The sequence below is a fragment of the Mycolicibacterium madagascariense genome (assembly GCF_010729665.1).
GTDB lineage: Bacteria > Actinomycetota > Actinomycetes > Mycobacteriales > Mycobacteriaceae > Mycobacterium > Mycobacterium madagascariense.
In genome coordinates, this window is record NZ_AP022610.1 from 320722 (window position 1) to 335181 (window position 14460).

Sequence of the window (14460 nt, forward strand, 5' to 3'; positions counted from 1 at the left end):
ACTCCGTAACGAAGATCGCCGTTTGCCTTACGCTGTGTAAATGCTGCCCACCGTGCGGGAGGTCCTCGCGCTGCCGGTCCTGCAGGCCGGTGCCCCCGAGATGGTGTGCGGCGCCAACGGCTCGCTCGACCGACCGGTGCGCTGGGTCCACGTCAGCGACCTGCCGGACCTGTCGAACCTGCTCGAGGGTGGCGAACTGGTCCTCACCACCGGGCAGGCGCTGGCCGACGCCGAGCACCGCGACGACTACCTTCCCCGGCTCGCGCGGGCCGGGGCCGTCGCGGTGGTGCTCGAGCTCGGCGTCCACGTCGACGCGGTGCCGCAGTCGGTGCGGGAGATCGGCGCGACGTTGGACCTGCCCGTCGTCGCGCTGCACCGCGAGGTCCGCTTCGTCGAGGTCACCGAGGAGGTGCACCGGCGGATCGTCGCCGAGCAGTACGCGGAGGTCGACTACGCGCGGCGCGTGCACGAGGCGTTCACCAACCTCAGCATGCGGCGTGCCTCGGTCGACGACATCGTCGCCGCGGCGGCCGACATGCTCGACACGCCAATCGTGTTGGAGGACTTGAACCGTCAGGTGCTCGCCTTCGTGGGACGCGGCGTGCCGCCGACCGAACTGCTCGCCGACTGGGAGCGCCGGTCGCGGCTCGACACGGGTGCGTGGGTGGCCCGACCGGTCGGCCCGCACCGCCACGAGTGGGGTCGGCTGGTGGCTCCTCGCGGCCGCACGGCCGACGAGCGCACCGTGACCACCCTGGAGCGCGCGGCCCAGGCGCTCGCGCTGCACCGCATGGTCGAGAGGGACCGGACGTCACTGGAGCTGCGGGCGCAGAGCGGCCTGGTCGACGAGCTCCGCCGCGGCCTCATCCGCGACGAGGGCGAGGCCACCGCCCGCGCACACGCCCTCGGGTTGCGGCCCGCGCTGAGCTACGTCCCGATGACCGCGCGCCTGCGCGAGACCGCCACCACCAACCCGTTGCTGACCCAGCAGCGCAGAGCCCGCACGCTCGATGCCGCGGTGCACGCGATCCGGTCCGGCGGCCACAGCGTGCTGACTGCCAGCCGCGACGACGGCCGCATCGATCTGCTGCTTGCGCCGTCCCGTCGGACCGACGACCGCATCCTCGACGACGTGGCCACGGCGATCCGCCGCGCGGTGTGCCACGTCGACGGGGTGTCGCGGTGCGTGATCGGCGTGGGGCCCGAGTCGGGCCGGCTCATCGATGCGGCGGGCGGGCTGCCCGAGTCCGCGCACGTCGCCGAGGCGGCGCTGGCGATGACGGACGATCGCCCGTTCCACCGCTCCGCCGACGTCCGGCTGCGCGGGCTGCTCGCGCTCCTGCGGGCCGACCCGCGCGTGCAGGCCTTCGCCGAGACGGAGCTGCGCGGGGTGCTGGAGCGTCGGGCCAAGTACGGCGACGACATGTTCGACCTGCTGGCCGGCTTCCTCGAGGTCGGCGGCAACAAGGCCGAGCTGGCGAAGCGGCTGCACGTGTCGCGGCCGACCCTCTACGCCCGGCTCGCCGCCCTGCAGCGACTGCTCGGCGTCGACCTCGCCGACGCGGAGTCACGCACGTCGCTGCACGTCGCCATGATGGCGCTCGCGCGCGGGTGACCGCGGGTGACACTGCGCGCCGAGACTACGGTCGTTGCGCGGAAATGACGGAATTCGCGCAACAACCGTAGTCTCGGCGCGCCTACGCGTGCTTCCTGCCGAACGGCAGCACGTGCACGATGCCCACGACGATCGCGCCGACGACGAGCCCGATGACCGCCGAGATGCCCGTCTCGACCAGCCACGCCAGCGCGGGGGCCAGTCCCTCCTCCAGGTGGTGGACGACACCGTAGGGCGCGTGCCAGCCCAGGGTGTTCGTCCCGACGAGCAGGATGTGGCCACCGACCCACAGCATGGCGACCGTGCCGACGGCCGACAGCGTGGCGAGCACCTTCGGCATCGCCGCGACCAGGCCGAGGCCGACCCGCTGCGCGACGCGCGACGAGCGCTGCGCCAGGTTGAGGCCGATGTCGTCCATCTTCACGATGAGGCCGACGACGCCGTACACCGCGGCCGTGATGACCAGCGCCACGATGACGAGGATGACCAGGCGCGGCACGAACGCCTGATCGGTCACCTCGTTGAGGGCGATGACCATGATCTCGGCGGACAGGATGAAGTCGGTGCGGATCGCGCTCGAGGTCATCTGGCGCTCGAGGTCCGCTCCGGCTGCGGCCGCCGGCGCCGCATGGCCGTGATTCCCGCGGACCATGCCCACGACCTTCTCGGCGCCCTCGAAGCACAGGTACGTCGCACCGACCATGAGGATCGGCGTGAGCAACCAGGGCACGAACTGACTCAGCAGCAGCGCCGCGGGCAGGATGAACACCAGCTTGTTGCGCAGCGACCCGAGCGCGATCCGCTTGATCATCGGGAGTTCGCGTTCGGCGGTAATGCCGTGCACGTACTGCGGGGTCACGGCGGTGTCGTCGATGACGACGCCGGCGGCCTTCGCGGTCGCCCGGCCCGCCGCGGCCCCGATGTCGTCGACCGAGGCCGCGGCCAAGCGCGCCAGCGCCGCGACGTCGTCGAGGAGCGCGAACAGCCCGGCACTCATCGGATCCCGCTCATGGCACCCCACGATACGGGGATCTGGCAGGGCGCTGGCAGCGCACCTGCGTGCCGTGGCGGCCCGCGCATCCCTGCCCGTCCAGTCAGCCGTGGCACGCCGTGTCGCGTAGTTTCACTGCGGTGAGCGCGTCCGACACCACCGCCGACGTCATCGTCGTCGGCGGCGGCATCGCCGGGGTGTCGGTGGCCTACGAGCTGTCCGGCTCCGCGCGCGTCGTGCTGCTCGAGATGGAGTCGACGCTGGCCTATCACACCACCGGACGGTCGGCCGCGTTGTTCCTGGAAACCTATGGCGGAGAACAGATCCGAGCCTTGACGACGGGCAGTCGCTCGTTCTTCGAGCAGCCGCCCGACCACTTCGATTCGGCCTTGGTCTCCCCGCGGCCGCTGCTGGAGTTCGGCGTCGTGGGGCGCGGTCACCTCGTCGAGAGCCTGCACCGGTCGGTGCTGCCGTTGGTCGCCGACGCCGAACTGCTCGATGCCGACCGCTGCTGCGAGTTGTTTTCGCTGCTGCGGCGCGACGTGGTCGAGTGCGGCATGTACGAACCGAGGGCGCTGGCGCTCGACGTGGCCGCCCTGCATCAGGGTTTCGTGCGCGGGGCGCGGTCGAACGGCACCGAGATCGTCCGCGATTCCGCGGTTGCCGCTCTCGAGCGGGGCGCGAGCACGTGGACGGCGACCACCCGCGACGGCAGCCGGTTCCAGGCTCCGGTCGTCGTCGACGCCGCAGGCGCATGGGCCGACGTGGTCGCCACCGCCGCGGGCGTCCCCGGCGTGGGCCTGCGACCGCTGCGCCGGACGATCTTCATGGTGGCCTCACCGCTCGGCGAGGCGAGCCGGGACTGGCCGAACTTGAGCGACGTCGAGGAGTCCTTCTACGCCAATCCCGAAGGTGCGCAGTTCTTGTGCTCGCCGGCGGACGAAACACCCTGCGCGCCAAGCGATGCCAAGCCCGACGAGCTGGAGATCGCCCGCGCCATCGACGCGATCGATGCGACGACCACGCTCGGCGTGCGCAGCGTCTCCTCGTCGTGGGCCGGTCTGCGCACCTTCACCGCGGACCGGAACTTCGCCCTCGGCGAGGATCCCGAGGCGCCGGGCTTCTTCTGGCTGGCGGGTCAGGGTGGGTACGGCATCCAGACCGCGCCGGCGACCGCCAGACTGGCCGCGGCGCTGGTGCTCGGACGGCAGGCACCGCCGGACCTCGTCGACCGGGGTCTGGACGTGGAGCGGCTGGCGCCGCGCCGGGTCATGTCGTCGTGAACGCCTCGACGAGCCATTCACGGATCGACTTCACCAGTACGGCGCGGTTCTCGCGCTTCACGATGCCGTGGCCGTCGTCGTCGAACAGCAGGTATTCGACCCGACGATTCAGCCGTCGCAGCGCGTCGAACATCTGACGGGACTCGTGGGCGGGCACGTTGGTGTCGTTGCCGCCGTGCACCAGCAGCAGGGGAGCGGTGAGCGCCTCGACCCGCAGCAGCGGGGACAGCCGGTCCAGCAGGGCCCGATCGTTGATGGGGTGGCCGTACTTCGGATATGCCTCGGCTGCGATCCACGGATCGGTGTTGCGATAGAACGTCGCGAGATCGCTCATACCGCAGATGCTGACCCCCGCCGCGAACAGCTCCGGATGGAACGCCAGCGCGGCCTGGGTCAGATAGCCGCCGTAGGACCAGCCACAGCACGCGATGCGGTCCGGATGGGCCAGGCCCTCGGCGACCAGGAAGTGGACGCAGTCGGCGACGTCGTCGAAGGCGCCGAACCGCAGGTGCCGGTCGTCGGCGTGAGAGAACGTCCGCCCGAACCCGCCGGAGCCGCGAACGTTGGGGCTCAGCACGGAGATTCCCGCGTCGAGCAGTTCGGGGAACACCTCGCTGTAGTCGGGTCGGGCCTGCCCCTCGGGGCCGCCGTGCAGATAGATCATCGCGCCGACGTTCGCACCGCCGGGCGCCTCGTAGAGCCAGCCCGTGAAGTCGAGGCCGTCGCGGGCCTTCATCTGCACCAGCCGCGGATCGGTCGACGCGTCACCGCCGCTCGGCGCGCGGTCGACGCGCTCCCAGGTGCGGGACCGGGGGTCGACCAGTTCCACCGTCCGCGGCGTCGAGGGCCCCTGCACGGTCATCGCCACCATCGACCCGCCCGCGCTGATGCTGAGCTCGCTGGCCACCGGACCGGGCAGCGGGATGGGCTCGCCGAGCGTGTAGTCGGCGTACTCGAGGATCTGTAACTCGCTGAGCCCGTTGATGTTCCACAGCAGGGCGACCGTCGACAGGTCGTCGCTGACCGCGAATTCGTCGAGGTCGTAACCCGGCCGCTCGGCGACGACGTGATAGGACACCCCGTCCTCGGTGGTGGTCACCTCGACGAGCCGGGTGTGCTCGGCCCCGTTGTCGGTGCGGACGAGGGCCCGCACGTAGCCGCGCGGGCTGTTGATCGGGTAGGTCTTGGCGGGGCGATACAGCTGTAGGACGTCACCGTGCGGACCGGACCTCAGCCGCCGCGGGTGGTGGTCGTCGAGGATCACCCCGGCATCGGTCGTCGACCCGGGATCCGAAGGCAGGAGGGCGATCTCGGTCAACCCGTGCAGCATGATCAGCTCGCGGTAGCCGCGGGGTCCGACCCGGACCAGCGAGGCGCCCGCCCACGCGTCGATCAGCTTGCCGCCGGAGCGGCGGTCCAGCACCGTGGTGGCGCCGTCGGCCGGATCGATGAGACACGACGTGCCCACGCCGTCGTCGCCGGTGAGGATCGCGGCGACCCTGGTGCCGTCCCAGCCCACCAGTTCCGCGGTGCCCTCGGGGACGCCGGGGCTCCAGCGGTCGATGCGACGGGCGTCGCGATCGTCGGGATCGGTGGTGACGCACCAGATTTGGCTGCGGTTGCCGCCGCCGGGAGCGACCTCGCAGGCCAGCCAGTGCCCGTCGGCGGAGTGGATGACCCTGGTGACCGAGCCCTCGACGGGCAGGTCCACGTCCCGCGACCGGCTGGCGTGCCTGCCTCGCAAGAAGCGCTGCACCGCACGGGGATACCCACCGTCGTCGACGAGGTGTGCGAACGCGGTCGCATCCGGGGACACCGACGCCCCGTAGGTGGCGCGGACGTTGCGGTCCACGACGCTACCGTTCCATGCTCTGCAACCACATCTCCAGCACCGCGAGCTGCCACAGGGCGTTGGAGCCCAGGGTGGTGCGAGTGTCGTTGGGAGCGGCCAGGAGTCGTTTCACGGTCTCCGGACGGTACAGCCCGCGCCTGCGCGCCGCATCGTTGGTCAGCGCATCGTGCACCATGTCGAAGATCTCGCCGTGCAGGTGCCGGATGCCCGGCACCGGAAAGTACCCCTTGGTGCGGTCGATCACCTCGGCGGGCAGCAGCGTGCGCGACGCCTCCTTGAGCACGCCCTTGCCGCCGGAGCCCAGCTTGAGGTCGGGCGGGCAGGTCGCGGCGAGTTCGACGAAGTCGTGGTCGAGGAACGGCACCCTGGCCTCCAACCCCCACGCCATCGTCATCGTGTCCACCCGCTTGACTGGATCGTCGACGAGCATGACCTGCGTGTCCAACCGCAGTGCGGCATCGACCGCGGTCTCCGCGCCGGGTGCGCTCTGATGCTCGGAGGCAAATCGCCAACTCGAATCATTCTCGGCGGCAACGTAGTCGGGCGAGAAGATGTCGAGGACGTCCCGATGGCTCCGGTCGAAGAACACCTTGGCGTACTCCGTCGTCGTCTGATCGCGCGGCACGTTCGCCAACGGGGGATACCAGTCGTAGCCGGCCAGGATCTCGTCGGCGCCCTGCCCGGACTGCACCACCTTGACGTGCTTGCTCACCTCTTCGGACAACAGGTAGAAGGCGACGCAGTCGTGGCTGACCATCGGTTCGCTCATCGCCGCAATGGTCTTGGGCACCGCGGGGACGAGTCGTGAACCGTCGATGTGGATGCGGTGGTGATCGGTGTCGAAGTGTTCGGCGATGAGGTCGGAGTACGAGTACTCGTCGCCGGATTCGCCTCCGGCGGAATCGAATCCGATCGAGAACGTCGCCAACCCGTGCTGGCCGCCCTCGGCGAGCAGGGCCACGACGAGGGACGAGTCGATGCCGCCCGACAGCAGCACGCCGACGGGAACGTCGGCCACCATGCGCCGGGACACCGCGGTGCGCAGCGCGTCCATCACGGCGTCCTGCCAGTCGTGTGCGGTCCAACCGGCGCGGGCCGGGTCGCGCTCGAACGTCGGTGTCCAGTAGACGGTGTCGGTGTGCGAGCCGTCGGGACTGATCACCCGCACGGTCGCGGGCGGCAGCTTGCGCACCCCGCGGTAGATCGTCAGCGGGGCCGGGACCACCGAGTGAAAGGTCATGTAGTGGTGCAGCGCCGAGCGGTCGAGGTTGGTGTCGACGTCACCCGCGGCGAGCAGTGCCCGCACCGTCGACGCGAAGCGGATCCGGCCCGGCGACTCGGCGAGGTAGAGCGGCTTGATGCCGAGCCGGTCCCTGGCCAGGGTGACCACCCCGGTGGCGCGGTCGGCGATCGCGAAGGCGAACATGCCCTTGAAGTGATCCACGCAGTGGGCGCCCCACCGGTGGAACGCCTTGATGACCACCTCGCTGTCGGCGCCGGAGAAGAACCCGTAGCCCGCGGCTTCGAGTTCGCGGCGCAACTCCTGGTAGTTGTAGATGCAGCCGTTGAAGACCAGCGTCAGGCCGAGATCGCTGTCGACCATCGGCTGCTCCCCGCACGCGGACAGGTCGATGATCGACAATCGCCGGTGGCCCAACGCAATTCGGCCGTGCGCCACCAGGCCGTCGGAGTCGGGTCCGCGGGTCGCCATGGCGTCGGTCATCCGGCCTACCGCCGCGACGTCGGCCGAGTGGCCGTCGATGCGGATCTCACCGCAGATTCCGCACACGGTGTCCCCCTTCCTGTTTCGTCGTGTTCGACGTCCCACCGGTGAGTATCCAGGTGTCCTTGCTGCCCCCGCCCGACGACGAGTTGACGATGCGCGAGCCGTGCGCCGCCACCCGTGTCAGCCCCGCGGGCATGACGTGCGCGGTGACCGGGCCGCCGTTCTCCGAGCGCAGGTGCACGAACGCGCGCAGGTCGACGTGATGGGGGTACATGCCCTCGCCGTCGAACGTCGGGTGGGTGGACAGCGCGATCGTCTCCTGGGCGATGAAGCGCTCGGGCTGCGTCTCCAATTCGCGGCGGCGCTGCTGCAACTCCGACGCCGACGCGTCGGGGCCGATGACGACGCCCGCGCCGCCGAAGCCGTCGATGGGTTTGACGACGAGTTCGGCCAAGTGCTCCAGGACGTAGTCACGCTGGGCCCGTTCGGCGCAGATCCACGTGGGCACCTGGGCCAGCTTCGGCTTCTCGCCGAGGTAGTACTCGATCATGGCGGGCACGTGGGCGTAGATCGCCTTGTCGTCGGCGATCCCGTTGCCGAGCGCATTGGCGATAGTCAGCCTCCCGCCGGCGACCGCGGCGAGCAGGTCCTCGCGCAGGACGACGTCGTCGTAACCGGTCGACGACAGCAGCATGTCCTCGTCGAGCCGCGCGTACAGCACGTCGACGCGACGAACGCCGGAACCGATGTGGCGCACGAGGTTTCCGTCGCGGAACGACAGGTCCGTGGTCTGCACCAGGGGAATGCCCATCTCGCTGGCGAGGAAGGTGTGTTCGAACCACGCGGAGTCCTCCCAGCCGCCGCTGAGCACCGCGACCGCCGGTTCGTCCGCGCAGTGCGCCGGCGCGGCCGCGCGCAACGTCTCCAAGAGCAGCGCGGGCACCTCGTCGACGCTGCCGAGGTCGGCGGGCCTGCCGAGCTCGCTCAGATGTCGGTCCAGCAGTCGACGGTTGGCGATGGCGTACGCGATTCCCGACGGGACGCGCAGATTGTCCTCCAGCACTTGCCAATTCCCCGCGCGGTCGCACACCAGGTCGGTGCCGCACACGTGGGCCCGCACCGGCGCGGTCGACATGCGCCCGCCCGATCGGAAGCCCGGCGCGCGGTCGAGGGCGTGCACGCCGATCACCCCGTCGGCGATGATCGCCTGGTCGGAGTACACGTCGCGGAGGAACTCGTTGAGCGCCCTGGCCCGCTGGCCGAGACCCTCGGTGAGCGTGGCCCATTCGTCGGCCGCGATCAGCCGCGGGACGAGGTCGAGGGGGAACACCTGGGCGCGGCTCTGACCGCTGACCCGGAAGGTGATGTTCTCGGCGCGCTGGTCCTGCTCGACGTCACCCTCGCGGGCCCGCAGCGCCGGCACCCCGAGTGCGGCGATCGTGCCCAGGATGTCGTCGTAGGCCGGGCGGGGTCTGCCGTCTGCGTCGACGGCCTCGTCGTGCCCGGTGGGGCGGTCGGCGTGGTAGCCGAACAGCAGCCGCGGATCGGCGACGGTGGCCGCGGCCGTGTCGGGGACGGTCCCCGCCGTCTCGTCGATCAGCTGGTCGACGACGTCGCTGAGCCTGCCCCTGCGGCGCAGCGCCCTGCGCTGGCGGGCGGCGGACGTGCCCGCCAGCAACACCCGCTGGGTCAGCTCGCTCACCACCGCCCAGTCGCCGGCCGCTTCGAGCTGGGGTCGCAGCAGGTCCACCAGCTCGGTGACGACCTCGGCGGCGGGGCGCCCGCGCGGGCCTGCGACGTCCACCAGGTCGCCCTCGAGACCGGACCTGGCCGCGCGCCAGAGCGCGGCCCGCCCGAGGGGCGCGGACACCGTCACCGCGGGTGTGCCCGACCGCAGGCCGGTGAGCTCGCGCTCGACGAGGGCGCGGAACAGCCCGGCGATCAGCACGATGGTGTCGACGGACGGGCAGCTGTCGCACACCCGCAACTCCACGGTCGGCGTCGCCACCGCGGGCCGGACGTCGAAGTAGACCATGCCCCCGTCGGCGATGGCGCCGCTGTGGACGAGGTCGGAGACCAGCTCGTCGTACTCGGCTGCCGAGGACACCGGCGCGGCGAGGCCCGTCGTCGGCCAGCGCTGCCAGACCAGCGTGCGGCCGCTGGCGTAGCCGGTGTCGGAACCGTCGGCCCAGAACGGCGAACTCGCGCTGAGCGCAAGCAGCGTCGGCACGTAGGGCGCGACCCGGTTCGCGACGGCGACCGACTCGTCGCGATCGGCGACGCCGACGTGGACCTGCGTGCCGCAGATGAGCTGTTCCCGTGCCAGTAGCTGATAGTCCGCGAGCATCCGCCGGTACCGCGCGGTCTGGGTGACCTGCATCTCCGCCGGCACCGAGAGGGGCACCGAGCCCGCCGCGACGACGCCCATCCCGAGGCCCGCCGCGGTGTCCACCAGCACCCTGCGGTGGCGCTGCAGGTCCGCCCGCAAACCGTCGAGGGTGTCGACGACCCCGCTGTTCAGCTCGATGACGCAGCGCTGCAGTTCGGCGACGTAGTTGTCGGACAGTTCGGCGAGCAGTTCGGGTGCTCGCGCCGTGAGCCGCCTGGTGCGCAGATCGACGAGGTGAAACTCCTCTTCCACGCCGAGCGTCCGCCTCGCGATGGCAGTCATCGCCCCACGCTAAGTGACGTGAAAGTCAATCGTGTTACGTCGGGAGAAGCGCCCCTCGGGTAGCCAGCAAGCCGGCGTCAGCGATGGAAGGCGGGCGGCAGGGGCATGCCCCGCGCGGCGAGCACCGCGCGCAGTCGCGAGGGATAGTCGGTGATGATGCCGTCGGCACCCGCATCGATCTGCGCATTCATCGCGGCGGGGTCGTCGATCGTCCACGGGATGACCGTGAGCCCCGCGGCGTGGGCGCGGTCGACGAAGGACCGGTCGGCGACGAGGTGGAAGTCGGGGTCGCGTGGCGTGCGGTCCGGCGGTACCGAGTAGCCGGGGGACAGGATGTTCGCCCCGACCAGCTGGGCGCCCTCGATGGGATCGGGGACGTCGGCGGGGTTCACGCCGCCCAGCCACGGCGAGTCGGGCACATAGGTGGTCTCGTCCCACAGCGCGACCAATGGGATCGACGGCTCGGCCTCGCGCACCATCGGCAGCGTGCGCCAGTCGAAGCTCTGGATCTCGACCTCGCCGACCTTGCCCGCCGCGCGGACCGCCGCCAGGATGACGTCGACGAATTCCCTTGGCGGCGCTGATGCCTCGGGGGCGGCCGCCTCGACCTTGGTCTCGACGTTGTACCTGACGCCTGCGTGATAGGTGTCGGCGAGCGAGAAGACCTCCGGCAGCGTCGCGATCCGGTTGCCCCTGACCACCTCGGCCGTGGGGAACCCGGCGAGCAGCTTGCCGCAGTCGAGGGTGCGCAGCTGCGCCAGCGTCAGGTCGTGAACCAGCTTGCCCACGTAGGGATACTGCGGATCGCCCGCCACCGCGGGCCGGGTGTCGGAGCACTTCGTGGGATCGATCTTCGGGTCGTGCCACACCAGGGGTTGGTGGTCCTTGGTGATGACGATGTCGAGTTCGAGGGTCGAGACGCCGAGTTCGAGCGCCTTCGCGAACGCCCGCAGCGACTCCTCGGTCGTCTCGCCGCGACCGCCGCGGTGGGCCTGCAGATCGAAGGTGTCGGCGGCCGCGGCGCAGGGTGCGGTGACGAACGACGCTGCGGCGCAGCCCAGCACGGCCAGCAGGACTCGTAGGCGCATGGAGGAAGACTAGTCAGCCGGGCCCGGGCGGCACGGGCTCTGTGCAGGTGAACACCGGAGTCGTCATCCGCCGTTCGCCCCCCGCTCACTCCAGCAGCTCGGTGCGGCGCTGGTCCTCCCAGAGCGCCATCCGGGTGCGGGCCGGCTCGCCGATCTCGTCCATCACCAGCGGCACCAGCAGTTCGGTGAGCAGGAACCCGGCGGCCATGCTCTGGTAGGTCGTGTCGACGGTGCTGGACGCCGCCAGCACCACCTCGGCCTCCGGTGCGACCGGGCACGCCAGGTCGTCGGTGATCAGCAGGACCGTGGCGCCTGCGCGATGCACGCGCGCGGCGAGGTCGGCGGCGCTGCGCTGATAGCGGTGGTAGTCGAACAGGACGACGACGTCGCGCCGGGTCAGCTCGATCATCGCGCCGAGGTCGCGTCCGCCGGGCTCGGTGAGCACCCGCACGCCGGGGCGCAGCTGCTCCAGGTGCATCGCGAGATGCAGGGCCAGCAGGTGGGAGAAGCGGCCGCCGTGCAGATACAGGGTCCGGCTGGTGTCGGCGAGCAGCGCGATGGCGGCCTCGAGTGCGGAGCCGGGCAGCTCCGCGAGAGTGGCTGCGGCACAAGCGTTCTGCGCATGCGCCTGTCGCAGTAGACGGTCCAGCGGGCCGTCGGCCGGAGGTGCGCTCGGCAGCCGCGTGATGGGTCCGCTGGACTGGGCGGTGAGTTCGGCGCGCAGCGCGACCTGCAGGTCGGCGAAGCCTTCGTAGCCCAGCGACTGCGCGAACCTGAGCACGGTCGGCGGGCTGACCTCGGCGCGTTCGGCCAACCGCGCGGCGCTTGCCAGACCGGCGCTCGGATAGTCGGCCAGCAGCGCCCGGCCGACGCGGCGTTCGGCTCGACTCAGCGTCGGCAGGGCGGACGTGGCCCTGGCGGCGACGGTCTCTCCGAGCGCCGGTGTCACGGCGGGTCGAGGGGAAGGTGGGTCTGCGACGCGTCGCGCAGCGAGAACGCGATGACCGACTCCTGCGGCAGTGGTTCCCACGGGAGGTCACCGAATCCGGTCGACCCAATCGCCACGACGTCGCCGAGGCGGGCCATGCGCAGGGAGAAGTAGTCCTCGAGGTGTTCGACGGGCAGGTCGGTGGCGCCGATCTCGGCGAGGTCCTCGTCGGGCAGCCGGCTGCGGGCGTGCGCGTGGACGACGATCAGCTGATCCTCACCGAGCAGGAGTGCGTTGAGGCTGGCCTCGGGGTAGCGGCCGCGCAGTTCGGCGACGGCGCGGCGGACGGCCTCGGCGAGGTTCGGGGCGGTCCGGCGATGCTGACGAATGATGGCGAAGTAGCGCTCGCTGTCGGTGGTGCCGCGCAGTGCGGCCAGGCTGTCTGACTCGAGGAACTCGCTTAGGGGCCCCATGGGTTTGATGGAACCGTTGTGCGCCATGGCGATTCCGTCGGCCAGGAACGGATGGGAGTTCTGGGGCTCGACGGCGAGACCGCTCGTCGCCCACCGCAGGTGCAGCACGCTCGCCGTGGACCGCACGTCGTGGGTGGCCGAGACGAAGTCGCCGTCGTCGACCGCACTGTTGGCCGAGACCCGCACGTGCGGTCGATCTCCGAGACCGTCGACGCCGGCCAGTCCCCAGCCGTCGCCGTGGATCTTCGTCAGGGCGACGAAGTCCCTCAACACGTCGCTGCCCACGGCGTCGGCGATCGAGATCGGTCCCGCGGACACGACACCCAGCAGCCGACACATGCCACGCATCCTCTCAACCGGTCGTCTTATGAATCAACCAACAATCGTCGGTTTTAAAGATTCTGAAACATACATGACATACATTCCTCCCAGACTCACTGTTCGACTGCGACGTGGAGGGATGCACGATGGCCAGGGCGAGCGACGCCACGGGGACCTCGGCTGCCGACGACCTGGCCCGCGATCTGCGCGCCAACGGCGTTCGGCTCATCGCCGGTTCGCTGACCGACCCCGCCGGCGTGACGCGGGCGAAGTACGTTCCGGTGTCCCGGCTCGGCGCCTTCGAGCGGTCCGGCATGGGGGTGTCCCCCAGCTGGAGCGTGTTCTGCGTCGACTCGGGCATCGCCTTCACGCCCACCATCGGCGTCACCGGTGATCACCGGATCCGCATCGACCGCCGCGACGTGCGGGTCATCGACGACGGCATCGGTTGGGCCCCAGGCAATCTCAACGATCAGGCCGGGACGCCGGTGCCACTGTGTCCGCGGTCGCTGCTGGCCCGGGCCGAGCAGTCCGCGGCCGACCGGGGGCTCTCCGCACGCGTCGGCGCCGAACTGGAGTGCACGATGGTCGCCCTCGACGGCGGCCCCGCCACGACCGATCCGTGGTCGCCCTACGGCATCCGCACGTCGCTCGACCGTTCGGCACTGCTCGTCGACCTCGCCGAGACCGCCGAGACCGCGGGGCTCGACGTCGAGCAGATCCATACCGAGTACGGACACGACCAGCTCGAGGTGTCACTGGCCCCGACGACGCCGGTCGCCGCGGCCGACGCGGTGATTCTGACCAGGATCGTGCTTGGCCGCGTGGCCGCCAGGCACGGGCTGCGCATCTCGTTCGCCCCGGTGCCCTTCGACGGCGCGGCGGGCAACGGCGCGCACCTGCATCTCTCGCTGGCCGACGCCGCGGGTCCGCTGTTCTCCGGCGGCGACGGACCGCACGGCATCCGGACCGCGGGCGGGTCGGCGATCGCCGGGGTCGTCGAGGCGCTACCCGACCTGCTCGCCGTCTACGCCGGTTCGGTGCTGTCGGCGGCGCGGCTGCGGCCGGGGAACTGGGCGGGCGCCGCGGCCTGCTGGGGACTCGAGAATCGCGAGGCCGCAGTCCGATTCGTGGCGGCCACCGCGGGCAGCCCGCACGGCGCCAACGCCGAGCTGAAGCTGATCGACCCGAGCGCGAACCCGTATCTGGCGGCGGCCGCGTTCCTCGGCAGCGCGCTGCGCGGCATCGACCTCGGGCTCGACCTGCCGCCTGAGATCCCCGAGAACCCCGCGCAGTCCGACGTGGCGACGCGACCGCTGCCCTCCGATCAACGCGCAGCGCTCGATGCGTTCGAATACTCCAGCGTCGCAGCGGAATTGCTCGGACCCGAGGTCGTCGAGGCGCTCGTCGCCGTGCGGCGCTACGAGCTGAAGACCTATGGCGAGCTCACCCTCGCCGACACCACCCGGGCGTTGCGCCTGGCGTGGAGCTGTTGACCACCCACGAGAAGGA

10 protein-coding genes are annotated in these 14460 nt (G+C 70.9%); 3 read left to right on the plus strand and 7 right to left on the minus strand.

Going from position 1 to position 14460, the window contains the following annotated elements; all coding sequences use genetic code 11:
- Positions 1-40: 40 nt before the first annotated feature.
- The gene (locus G6N60_RS01585; RefSeq protein WP_163731578.1) at positions 41-1615 is read left to right on the plus strand and encodes a PucR family transcriptional regulator; all 1575 of its coding nucleotides are present in this window, start codon (positions 41-43) and stop codon (positions 1613-1615) included.
- A gap of 82 nt (positions 1616-1697) precedes the next feature.
- On the opposite strand, the gene G6N60_RS01590 is transcribed toward G6N60_RS01585, so the two are convergent.
- Positions 1698-2612 (minus strand): DUF808 domain-containing protein, encoded by a 915-nt coding sequence (locus G6N60_RS01590; RefSeq protein WP_163731581.1) that lies wholly within the window; start codon positions 2610-2612, stop codon positions 1698-1700.
- 134 nt (positions 2613-2746) lie between these two features.
- On the opposite strand from G6N60_RS01590, the gene G6N60_RS01595 reads away from it, so the two are divergent.
- On the plus strand, positions 2747-3889 hold the full coding sequence (locus G6N60_RS01595) for an NAD(P)/FAD-dependent oxidoreductase (RefSeq protein ID WP_163731584.1): 1143 nt from the start codon (positions 2747-2749) through the stop codon (positions 3887-3889).
- On the opposite strand, the gene G6N60_RS01600 is transcribed toward G6N60_RS01595, so the two are convergent.
- From G6N60_RS01600 to G6N60_RS01625, 6 genes are all read right to left on the minus strand, one after another.
- Positions 3876-5741: a S9 family peptidase gene (locus G6N60_RS01600; RefSeq protein WP_163731588.1), complete on the minus strand. Its 1866-nt coding sequence runs from the start codon at positions 5739-5741 to the stop codon at positions 3876-3878. The two genes, G6N60_RS01595 and G6N60_RS01600, sit on opposite strands and share 14 nt — an antisense overlap.
- A gap of 4 nt (positions 5742-5745) precedes the next feature.
- Positions 5746-7530, minus strand: a complete 1785-nt coding sequence (locus G6N60_RS01605; RefSeq protein ID WP_163731593.1) for an N-acetylglutaminylglutamine amidotransferase — start codon at positions 7528-7530, stop codon at positions 5746-5748.
- The gene (locus tag G6N60_RS01610) at positions 7511-10138 is read right to left on the minus strand and encodes a carboxylate--amine ligase/circularly permuted type 2 ATP-grasp protein (protein ID WP_163731598.1); all 2628 of its coding nucleotides are present in this window, start codon (positions 10136-10138) and stop codon (positions 7511-7513) included. Before G6N60_RS01610 ends, G6N60_RS01605 begins: the two co-directional genes overlap by 20 nt.
- Before the next feature lie 77 nt (positions 10139-10215).
- The gene (locus G6N60_RS01615; protein ID WP_372510911.1) at positions 10216-11202 is read right to left on the minus strand and encodes a glycerophosphodiester phosphodiesterase family protein; all 987 of its coding nucleotides are present in this window, start codon (positions 11200-11202) and stop codon (positions 10216-10218) included.
- A 109-nt stretch (positions 11203-11311) separates the two neighbouring features.
- Positions 11312-12175 (minus strand): MurR/RpiR family transcriptional regulator, encoded by an 864-nt coding sequence (locus G6N60_RS01620; protein WP_163731604.1) that lies wholly within the window; start codon positions 12173-12175, stop codon positions 11312-11314.
- Positions 12172-12966, minus strand: coding sequence for a class II glutamine amidotransferase (locus G6N60_RS01625; RefSeq protein ID WP_163731607.1), 795 nt, complete (start codon positions 12964-12966; stop codon positions 12172-12174). The genes G6N60_RS01620 and G6N60_RS01625 overlap by 4 nt, the downstream gene beginning before the upstream one ends.
- A gap of 128 nt (positions 12967-13094) precedes the next feature.
- On the opposite strand from G6N60_RS01625, the gene G6N60_RS01630 reads away from it, so the two are divergent.
- Positions 13095-14444: a type I glutamate--ammonia ligase gene (locus G6N60_RS01630; protein WP_163731610.1), complete on the plus strand. Its 1350-nt coding sequence runs from the start codon at positions 13095-13097 to the stop codon at positions 14442-14444.
- Positions 14445-14460 lie beyond the last annotated feature (16 nt).